The sequence below is a fragment of the Rhodococcus sp. 14-2470-1a genome, assembly GCF_002259425.1.
Classification (GTDB): Bacteria; Actinomycetota; Actinomycetes; order Mycobacteriales; family Mycobacteriaceae; genus Rhodococcoides; species Rhodococcoides fascians_E.
On the sequence record NZ_NPFZ01000010.1, the window covers coordinates 112,077 to 132,586 of the forward strand.

Consider the following 20,510-nt stretch of genomic DNA (forward strand, 5'->3'; position numbering starts at 1 on the left):
TCGGTTTCGACCCCCAATTTTCAGGGCATGCGGGGAACTCTGCAGAAGCAGCGCCGGGTACGTAGGGTTTGGAAGAAAGCGAGGCTACGGAGGCACATGGATCCCGAAGTGCAGCACGAACCGAGCGAGATCACCTACGACGAGAAGTTCTATCCCGCCAGACCCAAGCCGCTGCGCCCCTCCGTACGTCGAGCGAACCGAAACGGTTCCACGCCCCAGGACGGCGAGCCCTCGGCCGACAATGCCGAATACGTCGAGTGGCTCACCGAGCAATCGATGCTGCGCGACGCCAAGCTCATCGCCGAGCAGCTCTCCGGCAAAGGCAGCATGTGGCAGAACCCGTATGCGGACCCCAATCCGCGCGGTGCCGTCGAGCGCGCACCCGTCTGGTTCACCGCGTACCCGATCTCCGTGATCAACGCTCCGCGCACCAGCTTTCTCAACACCCTCGGCGACGAGGCCCTGTGGCAGGCGTTCTCCGACATCGGGATCACCGCAGTCCACACCGGACCGGTCAAGGTCGCGGGTGGTATTCACGGATGGCGACCGACACCGTCGGTCGACGGCCACTTCGACCGCATCGGCATGCAGATCGACCCGGCGTTCGGCTCCGAGGACGAGTTCCGACGCCTGTGCGTCGTCGCGGCCGCGTACGACGGGATCGTCATCGACGACATCGTGCCCGGCCACACCGGCAAGGGCGCGGATTTCCGGCTCGCCGAGATGGCCGTCGCGGACTATCCGGGCATCTACCACATGGTCGAGATCGAGCCGCAGGACTGGCACCTGCTCCCCCGCGTACGCGCAGGGGCGGATTCGCAGAACATCGATGCCGAGGCAGAGGCCAATCTCGCGCGCGCCGGCTACATCATCGGCCAGTTGCAGCGGGTGATCTTCTACGAGTTGGGCGTCAAGGAAACCAACTGGAGCGCAACGGCTCCCGTCGTCGGTGTCGACGGCGTCGAGCGACGCTGGGTGTATCTGCACTACTTCAAGGCGGGACAACCGTCGATCAACTGGCTGGACCCCTCGTTCGCGGGGATGCGCCTGGTGATCGGCGATGCGTGCCATTCGATCGCCGATCTCGGTGCGGGTGCACTTCGGTTGGACGCCAACGGATTCCTGGGCGTCGAACGCCGCGCCGAGGGTCCAGGCTGGTCCGAGGGGCATCCCCTGTCCGAGGCCGCGAATCACCTGATCGCCAGCGTGGTGCGCAAGATGGGAGGGTTCACCTTCCAGGAGCTGAATCTGACGATCGACGACATCAAAGCCATGGGCACCAACGGCGCCGATCTGTCGTACGACTTCATCAACCGGCCCGCCTACCACCACGCTCTGGTCATGGGAAACACCGAGTTCCTGCGCCTGACAATGACGTTGGCGCGCGATCACGGCGTCGACCCGGCATCGCTGGTGCACGCACTGCAGAATCACGACGAGCTGACCTTCGAGCTCATCCACTTCGCCACACTGCATGCCGAGGACGAGTTCGAGTACTGCGGTGAAGTGGTGAAGGGGTCCGACCTCGGTGATCAGATTCGCGCGGAACTGACCGATCGCCTGACCGGCCGCTGGGCGCCGTACAACCGCACGTTCACCACCAACGGAATCGCCTGCACCACAGCCAGTGTCATCACTGCCTCGCTCGGCATCCGTGATCTCGATCGCATGGACGAGTCCGACATCGAGACGGTGAAGACGGCGCATTTGATGCTCGCGATGTACAACGCGCTGCAGCCGGGCGTGTTCGCGCTGTCCGGCTGGGATCTGCTGGGCATCCTGCCCATCGACGCCGACGACGTGGCCGACCTCATCCGTGAGGGCGACACGCGGTGGATCAACCGTGGCGCGCACGACCTGATGGACAGCTACCCGGATGCGGTGCGCTCCGAGTCCGGTATTCCCCGAGGCCGCAGCCTCTACGGTTCGCTACCCGAGCAGCTGCAGGACCCGTCGTCCTTCGCCCGCAGGCTCGCGCGAATCATCGAGTTGCGCAACAGGTACGGAATCGCCACCGCCCAGCAGCTGGACGTGCCGACGGTGTCGCACAAGGGCCTGCTGGTGTTGGTCCACGAGCTGGGTCAGGGCACCATCCAGGCAACCGTCATCAACTTCACGTCCGACGAGGTGGCCGCGACAATTCAGTCGAAGCATCTCACCGCGGGTGCCGGGGTGTACGACATGTTCGACGATTCGGACATCGGCGTCGTCGACGAGTTGAACAGTTTCCCGTTGACACTGGGTCCGTACCAAGGAATCCCGGTGATCCTGCGCTAGTGCAGAAGCTCCGGTACGTCGACGGATAGGATCTTCACCCGTGACCGAACCGGAGAACACCCGCCGAGAACTTCGCCCGCAGCCGGAGCGCCCCGAGTTCGCCGTCGAGCCGCTCCGGCCGCGCCAGGACTCGAGGGGATCGAGCGTTGCCTTCCGGATGGCCCTCGGTGCTTGGGCCGCCGTGACCGTCGTCGCGCTGGCACTGGCAGCCGTCGTTGCTCTGAACTACGACGCGGTGCGCTCTGCGCTCGAAACCTCGGTGTCGGACGACGGTTCCGGCGCCACCGCGTCGGAGATCTCGGACACGGTGACCGTGACGTTGCTCGGGAGCGCTGGGGTGGGCGCCGTGCTGCTGATCGTCGCGGCACTCGGTTTGAGCCTCGCGGCATCCGGAAGGTCGCGATCCCATGGGGCACTGAGCGGGCTCCGCTCCCTGTCAGGCGTCGTACTGCTCGTGGCAGGGTTGGCTGCGACGGGCGCGTTCGTGCTGTTCTGGTCCTTCATGTCCGACGCCGGGTCGGTGGCGGCGGGCGCGCTTCAGTCGGCCGCACTTCGGTGGGCTCCGCTCGTCGGGGCGGGGTGTGCGGGCATCGCCGCGGTGGCGGCGGGGAGTGGCCTCTCCGGGAAGTGATCTTCGCCGCCCGATTGTTGTATACATGTTTAGGCTTGCTTTACTTGCCAGGTGAAAACACCACTCCTCCGCGCTTCCGCCGCACTCGCGCTGATCGTGCTGGCCGCCTCGTGTAGTTCCACCGACGAGTCGGCGACATCCGCGTCCGACACCCACGACGTCGTCACCGAATTCGGCACCGTCGCCGTTCCGAACACGATCGAGTCCGTCGTCGTCATCGACGGCAGGCGTGACCTCGACATCGCGATCGCGTTCGATCTGCCGGTGATCGGCATGCCCGTCGAGACCGAGGCGCCGCCGGAAATCCCCGGCCCGCTCACCGAACCGATGAAGAGCCTGCGCGACGCCGGGGTGCCCGAACTGTTCCCGCGCAACATCATCGACGTGGAGGCCATCGCACGGGTCGACCCCGACCTCATCATCGGCCGCAACGAAGTGATCGAGGAGATCTACGACCAGCTCAGCGCCGTCGCGCCGGTGCTGCCCGTCGGCTCGAACGGCACCGGCATCACCTGGCAGCAGGACGTCGACGCCATCGGCGACGCCTTGAACATGCAGGACCGCGCGGCCGAGATCGTCGACGAGTACGAAGCCCGCGTCGAGCAGATCAAGACCGACCACGCCGACGCCATCGCCAACACCGAGGTTCTGCCGATCACCACATCCGACGGCAGCGGAATCTCGATCGGTCGTGAGCGCGTGTCGGCCGCCGCCCTGATCGACGTCGGCGCCAACTTCAGCAGCGCGTGGGACCGGGCGACGCCCGAGCTGGATCTCGGACCGGAGAACCTGTCGGAGATCTCCGACGCGCAGGCGCTCGTCGCTGCGATCACCTCGGAGGAGGAGTTGCGTGCACTGAACGCCAATCCGCTGTGGACCGGCCTGCCTGCGGTGCAGTCGAACCGAGTCGTGCGGACCGACAAGTTCACCAACGACGGCGGGCCGATCACCGCGCTGTGGAGCCTCGATCTGGCCGAACAGCTGTACACGCCTACGTCGTAGCCGCGATACCCTCCGCACTACGAGCGGCGACTCCGCACGCCCGCGCGGTGAACTGGTCGAGAAGCGGATGGTCGGCCAGTCTGCGCCACTTCTGGGCGGCGGCGCGCGCACGGTCGTAGCGTTCCGCCTGCCCGGAATCCGGATCGAGGCCGAGCCGCACCCAGGAGTCGATGCCGAATCCACCTATGAGCCTCTGCAATTCGGCGAGTTCGGCCTCCGGGAGCGTGGGCGTCGTTCCGCGCATCTTGCCCAGCAACCGCAGCTCCTGGAAACCGTGGACGTCGGCGAGCATTCGCCCGGCTTCGGCACGGAACTGTGCAGACTCGGCAATGGGCCGAGCCTCCAGCGTCCGCTGCAACGTCACCAACGCCGAATGCAGTTTCAGCTGATCCGCGCGCTGGCCGAACTGAACGTCGATGACGGATCTGAGCTCGTCGAGCCCACTGCGTTCGACGAGTTCCGCTGCCAGCGTGGGCGAATCCCGCACACCGAGCTTGACGAGCGTGACGGCCATGCGGATTCCGAAGAGGCCGAACCGGTCGACGATCGACGCACGCAGGTCCGCGTCGACCGGCAACAGCCCGGGCCGTGAGAACCTGTCGGCGGACAACATCGCCAACTGCAGGTCCTCGTCGGGCACCTGGGCGAGGACCTCGAAGGCGGCGAACTCCGCCTGCCGCAACGTTTCCGCGGCCAACGCGAGCAAGCCGGCGACGGGCACGACGGCCTGGCACAGTCCGGTCGCCTCCAGTTCCGAGGCGAACCTGGCCGCCACTTCCTTGGCCGACATCATCGCGTCCATCCGGCCCGCACCGACCTCGTCGGCACGCGACACGACACCGACGACACCGAGAGGCCCCGATTCGCCGCCGACGTGGGCGCCGATCTGACCGAGAAACGACACGTCCGTCGCGTTGAGCGTCCGCAGCAGATACACGACGGCGTCCGCCCCGGACGACGCGTTCTCCGGCGTCAGCATCGACAGCGTCCGCGCCGACACGTCCCGAGACAAGGACGAGGTACCGGGGGTATCGATGATGGTGGTGTGCGTCAACGCCCGCGCGGGCCATTCGACGTCGAGTCGGTCGACCTGAGTCGCCGTCAGGTCACCCAGATCGAACGTCAGACGCCCACTGCGACGCTGTACCGGAACGTGAGCGGATCGGTCGCCGTCGTACCAGGCCGTGACGCTCGGGGTCGCACCGCTGCGGTACCACGTCACGACCTTGGTGCACTCGGTCGCGTCGGTCGGCGCGATGTCCTGGCCGACAAGCGAATTGAGCAGAGTGGATTTACCCGCCTTCAGTGACCCCGCCAGCGCCACCCGCAGCGGCTGATCCAACCGCTCCAAGCATGCGGTCAACGTCGCCGCACCGTAGGTGTCGATGGAGTACGCGCTTCGAGCCGCGGTGATCAGAGCACGAGCATCGGCCAGCGTCGTCACAGCGACTTCTCGCTCGGAACCAACGCAGCCGCCCGCTCGCTCAACTCGGCGACCACTTTCATCTCGCGATCCAACTGTGCTGTGCGCGTGCCGCGTTCTGCCTGTTCGACGTTGGCGGCTTCCTGCGCTGCCCGCAACGAATCGTTCAGTGACCGCAGCGTCTGCTCCGCGATCGACGTGAAGTGATCGCGCAGAACCCGTTGGATCTGCCGAAGGCGATCCTTCGATTCCTTGCCCACCTGGAAGCTCACGTCGTCGGTGAATCGCCTGATCGCCATCTTGGCCTCGGAGCGCCTGGTCCGAACGCGGTTCTCCTTGTCCTCCTTGTACGCCTTGGTTCCGAGGAGGACACCCGCGCCGATCGAGATGGGGTTGAGCAGACTCAGGCCGACGAAGGTGGTGATCAGGCCGAACATCAGCACACCGCCGTAGGAACCGCGCATCCCGACGAGCACCTTCTGCGTGATGCCGATCTTGCCCGTCTCCAGATCTGCCAGCGACGCAACGGGATCGAGCACGTCGTCGAGATCACCGAGATCGAGATCGGGGAGCGCCACCGCCCCTGCGGCAGCGAAGTGCTCGGCAACGAGCTCGGCCAACCACAGCGCGCGCTCGTGCGCCCACACGAAATTGTCGCCGACCGACGCCGCGATCTGCTCCTCCAGCCAATCCCCCAGCTCGGCCCAGTCGGAGCCGGGATCGCCCTCGTCCACGGTCTCCTCCGCTTCGCGGGTCACCCTGCGCAGCCGATCCCGAAGATCATGATCGATGTCCGACGCCAGGTCGGCGATGCCGTCGGCGAGGGTCTGTTGCCATTGGGAGGTCTTCTTGTGCAGGTCCTCGGCGGCGGCTTTGGCTCGTTGCAGACCGGCCACCGCTGCAGCGGCTCGTTCCGGGTCACGAAGAGCGGCGAGTTCGCTTCCCATGGCGAGTGTCAGGTGTTCTGCGACGGAACGGATGTCGAGCGATACCGCCGTTCGGGTGGTGGCGTCGGCGCGCGCGACCACGTTGTCCCGCAGGAACGCGTAGAGGTCGGGGAACCCGGATTCGACGTTCAGTTCCTCGTCGCTGAGTCGCAGTGCGTGCGAGCGGAGCAGCGAGGACAGCGAGATCATCGGCACGTCCAGGCCTTCGCGCTGCAGGTGTGCACGGTTGGCGTCCACGATCGAACGCCAGTGGGGGTACAGGTCGGTCTTGGTGATCAGCACTGCGACCGACGGGCACAGGCCGAGAACCTGACGGAGGAAGGCAATTTCGGGTTCGGTGAACTCGCGGCTGGCATCGGACACGACGAGCACTGCGTCCGCGGACGGTACGAGGCCGAGAGTTCCTGCTGCATGCGGGTTTCCGTGACCGCCGACGCCGGGGGTGTCCACCAGCACCAATCCGTCGGCGAGCAGGGGACTCGGAACGTTCACTTCGAGCCTGAGCACTTCGCGTCCCTCGGCTCGCGGGCTGGCCGGGGTGATGTTCTGCAGCTCGTCCAGCGGAACCTCGACGCGCACGGCGTCGTTACCGGGATCGGCAAGCACCAGTTCGGCATAGGAACGCTCGGAGTTCTGCACGACGGTCGGAATGGCCGTCGTCTCGTCGTCGCCGACGGAACAGACGTTCAGGTTCAGCAGCGAGTTGACGAATTGGCTTTTTCCCTGTTTCAACGGGCCGACGACGACGATGCGTCTCCTGGGGTCGAGTACCCGTTCCTTCGCGAGTTCCATCCTCGACACCAGATCGGAGCGACCGACCGTCTGCGCCACTGCCGCAGTTCGATCGAGCAACTCGGCCAGCTGTTTCGCTTGCCCGTCCATGGCCTTCTTTCGGTGCTCGTGCATTCGTCCGACCTGACTCTAACGAGAGAAAAGGCCCCGGGCGGAAGAACCGCCCGGGGCCGTGCTTCTCCCTCGTGGAACGTTACGGGTTGATCAGGTCCGTGTGGTGATCGACCGACGCGATGTCGGCCACCGAGTCCGCGGTGCTGTCGGCGGCGCCGTGCAGGCTGCCCTCCGAGTGGAGCGAGGAGTCCAGCGAGGACTGCGCCGAACCGAACACGTTCGAGTCCACCGAAGACCAGCTGCTGGAGTCGAACTGCGAGTCGTACTGCGAGTCGAACGAGCCGGATGCGCTGCCCGCGGCGTCGGTGACGCTGTCGAAGCCGCCGGACAGTCCGCCTGCCGCGCCGCCGAGAACGTCTGCTCCCGTGGCCACTCCGCCCTGCAGTCCGCCGGCCACGTCACCTGCGACGTCGGCTCCTGCCGACGCACCGCCGGCGAGGCCGCCGGCAACGTCACCTGCGATGTCGGTTCCGGCTGCTGCGCCGCTCGCCAATCCGCCTGCAATCCCTGCACCTGCCGACGCACCCGCGTCGAGTCCGGCCCCGAGGCCTGCACCGAGACCCGCACCCAGTCCGGCGCCTGCCTGTGCAGCAGCGTCCACGCCCGCGCCGACGGTTCCGTCGACGCCGCCTGCGACCGAGCCGCCGAGTCCGGCTGCACCTTGGGCCGCGCCGTCGACCGTTCCTGCCAGTCCGCCACCGAGACCGGCACCTGCCTGAGCAGCACCGTCCACCGCGCCGCCGACTGCACCGGTCAGGCCGCCGCCCAATCCGCCTGCCAGGCCTCCGCCGAGGGAGCCGAGGCCGGACAGTCCGCCACCGAGTCCGCCGGCCAGGCCTGCACCTGCGTTTCCGACGGCGGCGAGTCCGCCGCCGAGTCCTGCGGTCACGCCGCCGACTGCGCCTGCGCCGAGGTCACCGGCTGCGCCGCCGGTCAGACCGCCCGTGGCACCGCCTGCAGCGCCGAGGGCTGCGTCGACTGCTCCGGTCAACGCTCCGCCCAGTTCTGCGCCGCCGCCGAGCGCTGCGCCGAGATCGAGTGCTCCGCTGGTGTCGAGGACCGTGTCCAGTGCGGCGCCGAGGTCGGCTCCTGCCTGTCCACCCACGCCGAAGGCTGCTCCGAGAACACCTTCGAGGTTCGTTGCTGCGTCGAGGTCGACCCCGGCGGACGCGTCGATCGCGGATCCGAGAGCCGCCGTCAGGCTGCCGATTGCGCTGGTGTCGAGATCGAGCGCGGTTCCGACGGCTCCGCCGACGAGTGCGCCCAGGTCGCCGGTTGCGACGCCCGCCAGGTCGAGGTCCGCGAGTGCACCGGCGTCGAGCACGGCGCCGAGAGAGGATCCGATGGTCGACGCCAGGCCGCCGTCGGCCTCGAAGAGTCCTTCCAGACCGGTAGCGAGGTCCAGGCCGCCTGCTGCGTCGGCGACTGCGTCCAACGCTCCGTCGAGGGCGCCGCTGAGAGCTCCGCCTGCACCGAGAGCCGCACCCAGATCCAGCCCGGCGCCGAGTCCTGCAATGCCGTCGAGTGCGGCGCCGAGGCCTGCGCCTGCTTCTCCGCCGATTCCGAATGCCGCGCCGAGGATGCCTTCGAGGTTGGCGGCACCGCCCAGGCCCGCTCCCAGCGCGCCGTCGATGGCGGTTCCGAGGGACGTGGTCAGATCTCCGACGACGCCTGCGTCGAGGTCCAGTGCGGTTCCGAGGGTACCTGCCACGATGCCGCCGAGGTCCAGTCCGGCGAGGCCACCGAGATCGAGGTCTGCCAGCGCGCCGGCGTCGAGCACGGCGCCGAGGGAGGATCCGAGAGCCGCGGCGAGACCACTCTGCAGGGCGAACACGCCTTCCAGCCCTGCGCCCAGTCCGCCGCCCAATCCGCCGCCGAGGCCCGCGCCTGCGCCGATCGCTGCGTCGAGTGCCGATCCGAGTCCGGCTGCGACACCTCCGCCGAGGCCGAGGCCTGCGGTCAGTGCGGTTCCGAGGCCACCTGCCAGGCCGCCAACGAGGTCGATCTGGCCCGCGTCGACGACGGCGCCGACGACGTTTCCAAGTGCTGCGCCGAGGTTGGCGCCGATCTCTCCGCCGATGCCGAATGCGGCACCGAGTGCTCCGCTGAGGGCCCCTTCGACGCCGGCGATGGCGCCCAGGTCGATTCCGCCGACGGCGCCGAGCGCTGCGTCGAGGGCCGTGTTCAGGCCTGCCGTGACGCCTGCACCGAGCTCCGCGCCGATCCCGGCGCCCAAGCCGAGGCCGCCGCCGATGAGACCGGTCAGAGCGCCGCCGAGGTCGAGGCCGCCACCGAGACCGAGGCCACCGTCCAGATCGAGGCCACCGCCGATCGCTGCGCCTGCGCCGAGGAAGGCTTCGAGTGCCGCGCCGAACGCTGCTCCCAGCTCGACACCGATCTGCCCGCCTGCCGCCAGTGCTGCGGTGAGGGCGGCGCCGATCTGGGCTGCGATGTCGCCGGCGAAGTCGATGTCGCCGCCGAGTCCACCGCCCAGTCCACCACCGATGACACCGCCGCCGGCGAGTCCGCCGCCCACGACGGCTCCGGCAGTGAGGCCGAGTCCGGTCGACAGCCCGCCTCCGATGGCAGCGCCACCGGCGAGGGAACCGTCGAGGCTGCCTGCCGCACCGGCGCCTGCGCCGAGGATCGCGGAGAGCTGCGAACCTGCTCCGGCGAACAAGCCGGACTCGGCGACGAGCGGGGCGACGGCGACGATGTCCGCGTGGCAGACGTCGCCGAGGCCGGCGGCCGCGAGGGCTGCTTCGGGGTTGGCGCAGTACGCGGCTGCGGCTTCGTCGTCTCGAAGCAGGCTGAGGATGAAGTCGAGTACTGCGTTGGTGGCCATCTGAGGCTCCTTGGATGTTCGGAAGCGGGGTTCCGGGGGGTCGTTCGTGGTTGATCACAAAGCTATGGCCCGGGGGCGGTTCGCCCAACGGGGACGAACCCCCTACTCCATCGGCGCCACCCAGGGTTCCGGCATTAGGGGATTCCGGGCCATTAGGGGATTTGCCCGCGATCGGCCCGTCACCAGCTGTGAGACGTAACGAAAGATGCGATGCTGTCGACATCACCAGCAGCGTCGACGGGTGTCGCTGCCCATTACGAAGTCGGAGATGATGATGAGCGCAGGGATCGGTATTCGGATCGGAACGGTCACCTCGGTGGCCACCCTCGACGCGTCTCACGACCCGTACGCACCGCGTGATTTCGCCACCGACGAGGCCATGCCGACCGTCGAGCGTCGGACCGCCCTCGATCTTCGTCCCGACTCCTCCCCCGATCTGGCGGCCCTCGCCGACCGGCAGCAGCGACACCTCGTCACCGGGTTCGCTGACCGGGTGGGAGACCCCGTCCCCCTGATCGACGAAGAGGGCAATTCCTACGCCGCCGAGGACCTGTTCGCGACGGCCACCCACGTACTCGTCTCCGAGCTTGCTCACGCGGGTGGTTCCGATGCGACGATCGTCGTCGCTCACCCGGACCGGTGGACCGGCTACACCTCGGATGTGCTGCGTGAAGCGCTCGATCGTGTCGGCCTCCCCGACACCACCCTTGTCCCCGAGTCCTTCGCCGCGATGCGCTGGCTCGAAGGCTCACGCGGGCAGCAGGGCGAGGGCCTGACCGTCATCTACGACCTCGGCGCCACCTCGCTCGGTATCACGCTCATGCGTACCGGGCTCGACGCAGGTGTCATCGGGACCGGCGTCCACTCGCAGGACTTCGGCGGCTCGCAGTTCGACCACATCGTCACCCAGTACGTCCTCGGCACCGTCTCCAGTAGTCGCGATTTCGAGTTCGACGCGTTCGATCCGGACACCGTCGGGGCTCTCGTCGAACTGCGCGCACGCTGCAGCGAAGCGAAGGAGCGACTGTCCTACGAGACCGCGACCACGCTGACCGTCGACCTCCCCGGCCTGCGCAGCGAAACACGGCTTGTCCGAGACGAACTCGAAGATCTGATCCGACGGCCCATCCTCGATTCCGTCGAGCTGATCCGCGAGACCCTGCACACCACCGGCCTCGACGTCGGCGACGTCACCCAGGTCCTCCTGACCGGCGGAAGCTCCAGCATTCCCCTTGTCGCCGAGCTGATCTCGTCGGAACTGCGCGTCCCGGTCGTCACCGGTCCGCACCCCGGCCGCATCCCCGCCATCGGCGGCGCGATCATCGCAGCCGAGATCTCCGCAGCCGTCGTCGCCGACGCACCGCCCGCGCCCCCTGCATCGATGCTCGCCGACGCCACCCGCCCCGCCCCACGCCCGGCCCCGACGTCGGCTCCGGCATCGGCCTCGGCGGAGCCCGCCGGGATGTCCGGCCGGAAGAAGGCAGGCATCGTCGTCGCCGCTGTCGCCGCTCTCGTCGTCATCGCCGGCGGCGGCCTGTCCGTCGGCACGGCATTGACGTCCGACGACAAGCCGGCCGAGACCGTCTCGGAGAACACCGCGGGAACGACGAGTACGACTGCCCCCGGCACGACGGCCGCCGTCGTCGCCGACACCGGCCAGGGCACCGACCCGGCCGCAACCACCCAGAACGGCCTTCCCGCACCGACCGTCGCAGCCGACGGAACCCTCGTTCCCGCACCGGGCACGATCATCGCACCCGACGGCACCGTCGTCGCCGACCCGAACGCCGCGCAGAACCCCGCCGCACCCGTCGCCGGGGGTACCGTCCCTCCGGCCGGCACAGCACCCACCGCACCGGTCGTGACGGTTCCCGACGTGACCGCGCCGAGCGTGAATGTCCCGAGCCCGCAACTCCCGTCGCGCCCCACCTACAACGGCCCCACTCTCGGTGACGTGGGCAACGGAGTCGGCGGGGCTGTCAGCGACCTCGGCAACGGTGTCGGCGGCGTAGTCGGTGGGACCGTCGACGGTCTCGGCGGCGTTCTCGGTGGCCTGACCGGACAAAACTGATTCCGTGCACACTGCGCTGACGAAGTCCGACGTCGCGGCGCTGGCCGCGTCGAGGGGCCGTCCGGTGTCCGCGGTGCTGGCCGCCGCGATCACGACGCTCACCGGCGGTTGCCCGAGGTCGGTCGACGTGGCACTCGACGCCGCCACCCGGGCCGAGGCCGATGTTGCGGTCACCCGGGCAGTGTCCGACGCCGTGTTCGAGGACCGGGTCGAGGCCCTGCGCTCCCTGTCGGAGTCCGCGCAGACGGTTGTTCTGTTGGCGCACTTAGGCGGTGGGTCGGATCCGGAGGTCGTGACCGAGCTGGTCGGCACCGGAGCCGATACCGGGTCAGCGACGGAGGACGCCGTCGCCGCTGGTTTGTTGTCGTCGACGCTGGAATCGCTGCCGGAGGTGGATCGCGCGCTGCAGACCGTCGTCGGGACGCGACGGATGCAGTCGACGGCGACCGAATTGCTCGAATACCGCTGCAAGACCGACACTCTCGATCTCGATACCGCAGTGACTCTGTCACACAGCGGGATCCGACACCCCGAGCTCGCAACATACCTGACAGCTGCTGCCTCGGCGGCCGCTCCGGAACACGCGGTGCGTCTGTACGAGCGTGCCGTGACCGCGGGAGCAGATCCTGTGAGCGTCGCACCGGCGCAGGCCGAGAACTGCTTCCTGCTCGGCGATCTGGACACGGCCGAGGAGCTGGCCGACGCGGCACTCGGGCAACACGATTCGATCGACGTCGCAGCCCTCCGTGTCGCCGTGCGGGTGTCGGCGGCCGTCGCGGCCGAGCGCGGAATGCTGACCCGCGCCGCCCAGCTCTACACCTGGCTCGGGCCGCAGAGGACGGGCGTCGACGCGGATCTGGCGATCGCAGCTGCCCTCGTCGCCGGTAATTCAGCGGCCGCCGAGTCGCTCGCAGCGTCCGACGCCGCCGGTCCGCCGACTGCGGCCGGGGCTCGGGCGACACTCCTCGCCGAAGGCATCCGGCAGTCCATCCGAGCGACGTCGACGCCCGAAGTATCGCTCGTGACAAGCACACTCCTGCAGGCGACCGCCATGTTTTCGGGCACGACTCGTCGCGCGAGTCCCGATTCCGCGGCTGCCGTCGCCGTACTCTTCGCGCTCCACACCGGTGATCTCGCGCGCGCCGACGCCACCGCCCGCCGGGCCGTCGACGCCTATCCTGCGGCGCATCCACACCGAGCGAGGCTCGTTCTGCTGCGCGCGTGGACGTCGATGCTCGCGGGCGACACCGCAGACGCGCAGGCGCACCTCGACTTGGTTCGAATCCCGCTGTCTCATAACCGAAACCGACTCTTCGAAGCAGGTCTTCGCGTCGGCCTGGCCAGGCGATCCGGTGACACCGGAGCACTGCTGACCGCATGGGACGAGGCCTTGGACGTCGTCGCGTCGTACTCGGTGGATCTTCTGTCGTTTCTCCCCGTCGGGGAGCTGCTTCTGGCGGCCGTCCGCGTGGGACAGCCGGAACGCGTCGCGCATCTGACCGCGCAGGCCGACGCGGTGATCGCCGACCTGCACGAGCCCCACGCGTGGTCGTCGTCGCTGCACTGGTACGGCGTCCAGGCCGCGATCCTGGCCGAGCATCCCGCCGATCTCGTCCCGCACGCCCGCGCACTCGCCCAGGCCGCCGAGTCCAACCGGTACGCCGCCGCGCTGGCCGGGGCCGGACGCGCGTGGCTCGGGGTACTACAGGGAAACCCGAACGTCGCCGACGTGGAAGCCTCCGCGCAGTCGCTGACCCGGTTCGGACTGTCGTGGGACGGTGCCCGACTCGCCAGCGAGGCAGCGTTGCGCGTGGCGGACACCCGCGTCGCGACGTCGCTGCTCCAGACCGCTCGCTCCCTCAGGTTGCCCACCGCAGCACCCACGACGGACGAGACCGCGGAGCCCAAAGGTTCGCTCAGCGCGCGGGAAGCCGAAGTGGCCGAACTCCTGGTCCTGGGCGTCACCTACCGCGAGGCGGGTGCGCGCCTCTACATATCGGCGAAAACCGTCGAGCATCACGTGGCACGTATCCGGCGTCGGCTGGGCGCCGGATCCCGGTCCGAGTTGTTGTCCATGCTGCGCGCGCTCGGGTACGGCGCCGGATCACCCGATCTGTAACTTCGGGACCCCCGAATGCGACATCCAGGTCAGTGAGCCGGTGCGTCGTGCGCCTGCTCGGAGCAGACCAGGAAAGCGCAGGCGATGGTGAACCGGCACGTGGCAGACGGTGACAAGCCGGCCGACGGTGGAATTCCGGACGTCGGGCTGTACGTCGACGATCAGCGGTCGATCGCTGCCGTCTCGCACCCCTACAGCGCAAGCCCGTCGCTGCACATCGCGTCCCTGCACAACACTGTCCTCTACATCCACGCCGACGGTTCCGCATCGCTAGGCGGCACCGACGATCCCAATGCTGCAGAATTCACCGCGTTCGTCGCAGACGAGGTCCCATCGGGTTTCGAGCCCGGCGACCTCGTGGCGATGACCTTTCGCTGCCTGCTCGCCGAGGTAGCGCAGTCCATCGGCACCGAGATGACGTCGATCGCCGCCGCGGCAACCTTCCCTGCGACCTGGACTGCCGAGCGCGTGTCATCGGTCCGGATGGCGATGAACCGTTTCGACCTGGGACACGTCGCGCTTGTCGCCGAGTCCGAAGCACAGACCGCCTGGGCGGAGTCGAGCCAGTCCACCTGGGGCGGGACGGACCCGGGCATCGCCGCGGCTCGCGGCGCTGCAGCACTGGCGTCGGAATATCCGGTCGATGCGGTGACGGAGCGGATCGTCGTCGCGCGGAGGACCCCACCGTTGTGGATGCGAACGCCGGTCCTCGCTGCTGCCACCTTCGCGGCTGTACTTGCCCTGGGCGGCGCAGTCACCGCCCTGGTGTTGCAGGATTCGTCGGCCCCGGCCCTGCCGGAGATCGAGAGCGCACCGGTAGCGGCCTCCCCGACGACCACATCGGCACCCGGCGCGACCCTGCCTTTCCCGACGGTCGTTCCCATCGTCGACGAGCTCCCTCCGGCACCGATGCCGGAACTGCCCGCGCCCGCGCCCTCGCCCTCGGCCGAGCCAACTCCGATCGAGCCACCCCGCACCGTTCCCGCCGCGCAGGAGCCCGTCCAGGAAACCACCACCGCCACGCCGACGCCAGATCCGACCGACGATTCCGCAAGCCCTGAACCATCCGACGACACCACTCCCTCCGACGAGGATGAGGACGAGAAAGTCTCCACGGGGGAAGAACCGGGGACCGACGAACCCTCGGATGGACCAGAGACCAGCCCACAGACCGGCATGCCGTAGTGGGATTCCTCGCCGTTGCCGTCGACGAGGCGACTGCCGTAGCCGTACATCGCCCTACCCTGTCCACTCCACCCGAGATCCTGGAAACTCCGGCACGGCTGTCCGTCGGACCCGACGGCACGGCTCGGATCGGGCAGCTCGACGGTGTGTCGGTCGCGCGGACCATCGCATCGCTGTCGGCTCACGTCACTTCCGTGCACGGAGGAGTTGTTCCCATCGTCGGATTCGCACTCCCTCCTGGCTGGGGTCCCGCCGAAATCGATGTCATGCGTGACGCTTTGGCCCGCACGGGTATGCCCGACGTCAGACTGATCTCCGCCAATCGCGCGCGCTTCGAGTTCGAATCCGTCGATTCGTCCGGACAGACACCGCTCTCCGACACCGCGTCCCGTGCCATCGGCGCACTGGCCGTTCTCGAATCGCCGCAAGACGAATCCGACCCGGACACCGATGCGATCCCGGTGATCGTCGCTCCGGCAGCACTCGCCTTCTCCGAATCACCTCTCGATCAGAACGCAGCACCGATCCCACCGTCGACGGAACCGAATCGACGACGTCCGCTCGTTGTCGTCACAGCCGCTGCAGTCGCCGTCATCGCGGGATCGGTCGGCATCGCCGCTGCGCTCGGAACCTTCGACGGCGGCGCGGAGGTCACCCCGCCCGCTATCACCGATGCGCAGACCCCGGAGACGTCCTCGCCCCTGGCGCCCGCCGCACCGACGTCGGCGATACCGTTCCCGACGACGGAGCCGCCGGCGCAGGAATCGCCGGCGCAGGAACCCATGCGAGGCTCCGTCGCCGTGCCGCCGCCGGTGGTGACGACGCCGGCTCGGCCGCAGCCGCCTGCTCTCGATGAACTGCCTCCGCCCGAGGAAGAACAGCCTTCGAGCCCGACTGGCCGGCCGAGGCTGACGTACCCGACAATTCCGGACTTCACGTATCCGACGATTCCGGACTTCGGCTCGCGCTAGACTGCGCCCGCCGTTCGATGGGCTAGCCCGCTGAACTGCGGCTTCACCAGATCTACGCGACCATGCCCTATGGTGGGTCGCTGATGCTCAGCACCCGATGAAGGGATTTCATGCGTAACACGGGGGCACTGCGCGCCGCAGTGCTTTGTTCGACGGCGTTTCTCTCCATCGGTCTTTTCTCGGTCCCTGCCTCGGCGGATCCTGTGGCCGATGTAGTCCAGAGCCCGGTGGATCAGCTTCCCCGCGAACTGGCCGACGCTGTGGTGCGTGATCTGAAGATCTCTCCGCAGGAGTACCTGGACCGCGCGGCGCGCGCGCAGGAGTTGTCGACATATGCGTCCGACTTCCGTGCATCTCGTCCGTCCGATTTCGCGGGTGCCTGGATCGGTCCCGACGGCAATGCCGTCGTCGCCGTGACATCCGACGCCGCCGCTCAGGCCGTGGCGAAGGACGGGTACGACACTGCGAAGGCTCCGGTGTCCGCGGACGGCCTCGAGAAGTCGTTGTCCGACTTGAATGCGTGGATCGGGTCGCTGCCTCGTGAGGTCGCCAGCCAGGTCAACGGAACGTCGATCGACATTCTCGACAACCAGATCGTCATCGACGTGGTCAACAGCCCGATCGGCAATGCGCTCAATCTGCCGACGCTGCTTGCCAATCTGAAGGTCATTCTGTCCCCCGGCGCTCCGAAGCCCGTCGACCCGTCGCCGATGGGCGGCGACACGTACGTCACCACCACGTCCGACATCAAGAGCACGTCGCCGACGGACATCAGCGTCTGCTCGTTCGGCTTCAACGCCACCGACGGCTCGGGCAATCCGGTCAATCTCAGTGCCGGACACTGCAATCCCAACGCTGACACCGGGGCCGGGGGTGCGCCGGTCTATCTGCCGAACCCGGCGAACGTCAACGACAGCACCCAAATCGGTAGCTTCGACCGTTCCAGCCTCGGATCGGCCAGCGGTCTCGACTGGTCCGTCATCGACCTGAACGACAAGGGCGTCGCCTCCGGGCTGGATCGCCCCACCGTCCGCGGCGCCAACGGCAGCACCGTCACCATCACCGGCACCGCATCTCCCGTGGTGGGCGCACCGGTGTGCAAGTCGGGGCAGTCGTCGTCGTTCACCTGCGGCATCGTGGCGGCGGATCGTGTCGAGACTCAGCTGTACATGGAAGACGGCAGCAGCCGAGCTGTCCGCGGATTCGCCAGCACGGCATGCACTCTCGCGGGCGACAGCGGCGGCGCCATCGTCACCGGCACCCTTGCACTCGGTATCACCAGCGGCTCCAACAGCGGTGGCGCACCGGACTGCACCGAAGCCAACCTGGCTCTCGCGCAGTACGGCGGCACAGCAAGCCTCGGCATCCCCATCGACCAGGTCGCCTCGGAAACCGGAACAACCGTGCGCACCTCGCCGGTCACGTAGTCTCTGCACACGTGTCGCCGCATCTCCTACGAGGTGCGGCGACATTTTTGTCCGCAGAACAAACTTAAGGTTCTATCGAGGGCTTTTCTTCGAACCGAAGGTATGCTTCCTCAGTCAACGTCTACGTAGCAGGGGGAGCGGAAAGTGTCTGCATTCAACGGAATTTGGCTGGATCTCGCGCAGTATCTCGTGACGCTGTGGCAAACCGCCATCGATTTCCTGCCGGCGCCGCCGCGCTGATCATCGATCTTGGGCCCGCTCGGCCGCTCTGTGCAGCGCCGAGCGGGTTCGGGCCAGAATCGAAGGAAGGTTGCGTAACGCCGACTTCATGCACCCAGAGAGCCACCAGGCCCTCGGAACCGCCGTCACCCGCAATACGTCGTACCCCCGCGTTGGCCCACACGCTCTTGATCTTGTTGACGCCGACGCCCTGATCCAGTTCCACGACTCCGAGCCTGTCGTGCGTGTCGGCAAACCATTCGATCAACTGATGTCCGGGTTGGAGTTTGCCGATCGACGGATCGTAGTGGGTGAGCCACCCCTCCATCCGACGATGCGTGCGAACGCCGATCTCGTGCGCTACCCATCGCCCGTCGACGACCAACCCGGCAATGCACAACCGGCCGGCCCGAGCTTCGCTCCGAAGAAAGTCACGCGCGAACTCCCCGTGCGGCGCCACGAGGTAGTTGACCTTGTCGGTCCCTTCGACGGAATCGGCGGCGAGCGAGACGATGTCGTTCCAGCGCGCGTCGAGATGGGCGACATCTCTGATCTGCTCGACCCGATACTCGGATTGCCGCTCGATCTTCGATCGATACTGACGGAGCCGCTTCAACGACTTGGCACTGCGGATACTCGACGCCGTGTCGCCGGGCCGCAGCACGACGACCGGGACCCTCTCGCGCACGAGTGCGTCCGCGTCCCATGCGCCGTGCCGCCCCAGTCGCACCACCGTCGGGTCGTTCGCGATCATCGAGTCACCCGTGAGCATCCACCCCTGGTCGGCGACGCCACCGAGGAGGACGTCCGAGGCTTCCTCGTCGTCACTCAGAAATTCGAGGGGAACCCCCAACGTGCTGCCGACGACCTTCGCCAGGACGAACGGTCCCCGCCTGACCGTATCGAGGGGAGCCAGAGCAACCACACGGCAACCGCGACGCACGACGACGAACCTGACGTTCAGCCGCAGCGCGCCGGCGACGTTGAGCACGAAACTCGGTCGGGACGAGAACACTGTGCCAGCCCGGGACGCCAGATCCTCCCAGTCGTCGAGAATCGACTCGGCACTCGACAAGACTTCTACCGTAACCGTCGCGATGCCCGTTTCCACCGCTCCAAAGTACCAAGAGTTCGTAAAGAGAGCTACAAACTACATCCGTTCGCATGACACGGATCGGCGCCTCCGACGCGGCCGTCGGCACCTCTCGCGGAGCGACTTCGCATCGTATGATCGACCCGGAAATTCGGTACACCAGTACCGATAGACGTTCACCCCTTCAACGAAAGGCCCAAAAGATGTCGCCACTTCTGCAGGTCGGATTCGACCTCCTGGGCTACGCCGCAACCATCGTTGTCGAAGGGATACGCCTGCTCAGCCCAGGTATCCGCTACGGCTAGAGCAAACAAAAGCGGGCCCACGTCCTCGAAGAGGTCGTGGGCCCGCTTTCGTGATTTAACTACTTCGTGCTGTCAGCAAACTTGCTCGTGCCCGGAGCTGCCAGGAGAGTGTTAGCCAGATCGATGCCCGCGATAATCAGAGTGGGCCCGCCGACGATGATCGTCCCGATTACGCCACCAATCGCTGCACCGGCGGGGACCGTCGCGAATACCAGCGGTCCGATGGTGACACCCAGCAAACCGAGACCCGCGCCGACCACGGTTCCCGTGAATCCGCCGATTGCAGTAGCAAGACCGAGCTGCGACGCGAATGTCTGCTGCGCCTTCAAGTTCTCATCCGTCGAAGCTACCTTCGTGGCGCCGACTGATGCTGAGTTGGCCGACGCCTTGGTCAGGTCCAACTGCGGGACGAGACGCAGGGTCTTGCCGTCGTTGTCGACGTTCTGCTCGTACGGGAAGTTCAGACCACCGAGATTGAACGACAGCGGCAGGGTGACGACGACCTTGTCGGTCGAGTCGAGAACGTCGACGGTCTTGCCGTCGTCGGCGACCTTGAAGACTCCGGCGTCGATCGTCGTGACGATCGTGCGGTCCTCGAGGTTGGATTCGAAGCCGATGTTCTCGCCTGCGGTGCCCTCTTCCGAGGGTGCGGGGGCATCGGTTGCCGGCTGTGCATAGGCAGTGCCGCTGGCAAGACCCATTGCGGAAGCGACGAACGCTGCCGTAACGACCAGTTTGCTGAGTTTCATGTGGAGATTGTTCCGTTTCTATGCAATCGAGCCTGGCAGTACCGAACAGAGGTAGCCCGTCAGACGCAGATACACCCCAGACTGAATCCGCGAGTAAGTCGGTGCGCGCTGCAGCATATCTCACAACTCCGACCGAACGTTATCCTCTTGGCGCCTATGCGAGTCCCATTGGTTATCACCCGTCACAAGATGTCGACCCGAAATCGGTGAGACCAGTGAAAACAGGGCAAATCAGCCAATTCGAATCTTCGTGCCCCCAATTTTCGGGGCACCTCGACAGGGCACTTAGGGCTGCCTTCTCTGCGGACCCTTGCTTCGCTAGGCATAACGTGACCTACAG

General features: G+C 67.2%; 13 protein-coding genes. 8 read left to right on the top strand and 5 right to left on the bottom strand.

Annotated features, from left to right (window positions below):
* Nucleotides 1–96: 96 nt before the first annotated feature.
* The 3 genes from treS to CH292_RS05275 are packed head-to-tail and all read left to right on the top strand — an operon-like array spanning nt 97 to nt 3,910.
* The gene (treS, locus tag CH292_RS05265) at nt 97–2,277 is read left to right on the top strand and encodes a maltose alpha-D-glucosyltransferase (protein WP_094654149.1); all 2,181 of its coding nucleotides are present in this window, start codon (nt 97–99) and stop codon (nt 2,275–2,277) included.
* A 40-nt stretch (nt 2,278–2,317) separates the two neighbouring features.
* Nucleotides 2,318–2,908 (top strand): hypothetical protein, encoded by a 591-nt coding sequence (locus CH292_RS05270; RefSeq protein WP_094654150.1) that lies wholly within the window; start codon nt 2,318–2,320, stop codon nt 2,906–2,908.
* Between the two features lie 51 nt (nt 2,909–2,959).
* The gene (locus tag CH292_RS05275) at nt 2,960–3,910 is read left to right on the top strand and encodes an ABC transporter substrate-binding protein (RefSeq protein ID WP_094654151.1); all 951 of its coding nucleotides are present in this window, start codon (nt 2,960–2,962) and stop codon (nt 3,908–3,910) included.
* On the opposite strand, the gene CH292_RS05280 is transcribed toward CH292_RS05275, so the two are convergent.
* The 3 genes from CH292_RS05280 to CH292_RS05290 form a co-directional block, all read right to left on the bottom strand.
* A complete protein-coding gene (locus CH292_RS05280; RefSeq protein WP_019663826.1) occupies nt 3,900–5,354 on the bottom strand; it encodes a dynamin family protein in 1,455 nt (484 codons plus the stop codon). The two genes, CH292_RS05275 and CH292_RS05280, sit on opposite strands and share 11 nt — an antisense overlap.
* Nucleotides 5,351–7,162, bottom strand: coding sequence for a dynamin family protein (locus tag CH292_RS05285; protein WP_373454670.1), 1,812 nt, complete (start codon nt 7,160–7,162; stop codon nt 5,351–5,353). Before CH292_RS05285 ends, CH292_RS05280 begins: the two co-directional genes overlap by 4 nt.
* Nucleotides 7,163–7,265: 103 nt before the next feature.
* Entirely contained in the window at nt 7,266–10,031 is a 2,766-nt protein-coding gene (locus CH292_RS05290; RefSeq protein ID WP_094654153.1) for an IniB N-terminal domain-containing protein, read from the bottom strand.
* A 241-nt stretch (nt 10,032–10,272) separates the two neighbouring features.
* Here CH292_RS05290 and CH292_RS05295 point away from each other — a divergent pair, with 241 nt between their 5' ends.
* The 5 genes from CH292_RS05295 (at nt 10,273) to CH292_RS05315 (ending at nt 17,804) form a co-directional block, all read left to right on the top strand.
* A complete protein-coding gene (locus tag CH292_RS05295; RefSeq protein WP_256977930.1) occupies nt 10,273–12,102 on the top strand; it encodes an Hsp70 family protein in 1,830 nt (609 codons plus the stop codon).
* A gap of 4 nt (nt 12,103–12,106) precedes the next feature.
* Nucleotides 12,107–14,221 (top strand): LuxR C-terminal-related transcriptional regulator, encoded by a 2,115-nt coding sequence (locus tag CH292_RS05300; protein WP_094654155.1) that lies wholly within the window; start codon nt 12,107–12,109, stop codon nt 14,219–14,221.
* A gap of 99 nt (nt 14,222–14,320) precedes the next feature.
* Nucleotides 14,321–15,406, top strand: coding sequence for a hypothetical protein (locus CH292_RS05305; RefSeq protein ID WP_256977931.1), 1,086 nt, complete (start codon nt 14,321–14,323; stop codon nt 15,404–15,406).
* Nucleotides 15,406–16,377 carry a hypothetical protein gene (locus tag CH292_RS05310; protein WP_094654156.1) on the top strand — a complete coding sequence of 324 codons (972 nt, stop codon included), beginning with the start codon at nt 15,406–15,408 and terminating at the stop codon, nt 16,375–16,377. The genes CH292_RS05305 and CH292_RS05310 overlap by 1 nt, the downstream gene beginning before the upstream one ends.
* Nucleotides 16,378–16,487: 110 nt before the next feature.
* Entirely contained in the window at nt 16,488–17,804 is a 1,317-nt protein-coding gene (locus CH292_RS05315; RefSeq protein ID WP_179277911.1) for a S1 family peptidase, read from the top strand.
* A 154-nt stretch (nt 17,805–17,958) separates the two neighbouring features.
* On the opposite strand, the gene CH292_RS05320 is transcribed toward CH292_RS05315, so the two are convergent.
* Both CH292_RS05320 and CH292_RS05330 read right to left on the bottom strand, forming a co-directional pair.
* Nucleotides 17,959–19,098, bottom strand: coding sequence for a GNAT family N-acetyltransferase (locus tag CH292_RS05320; RefSeq protein WP_143545724.1), 1,140 nt, complete (start codon nt 19,096–19,098; stop codon nt 17,959–17,961).
* A 382-nt stretch (nt 19,099–19,480) separates the two neighbouring features.
* On the bottom strand, nt 19,481–20,170 hold the full coding sequence (locus tag CH292_RS05330) for a hypothetical protein (RefSeq protein WP_094654160.1): 690 nt from the start codon (nt 20,168–20,170) through the stop codon (nt 19,481–19,483).
* Between the last annotated feature and the right edge of the window lie 340 nt (nt 20,171–20,510).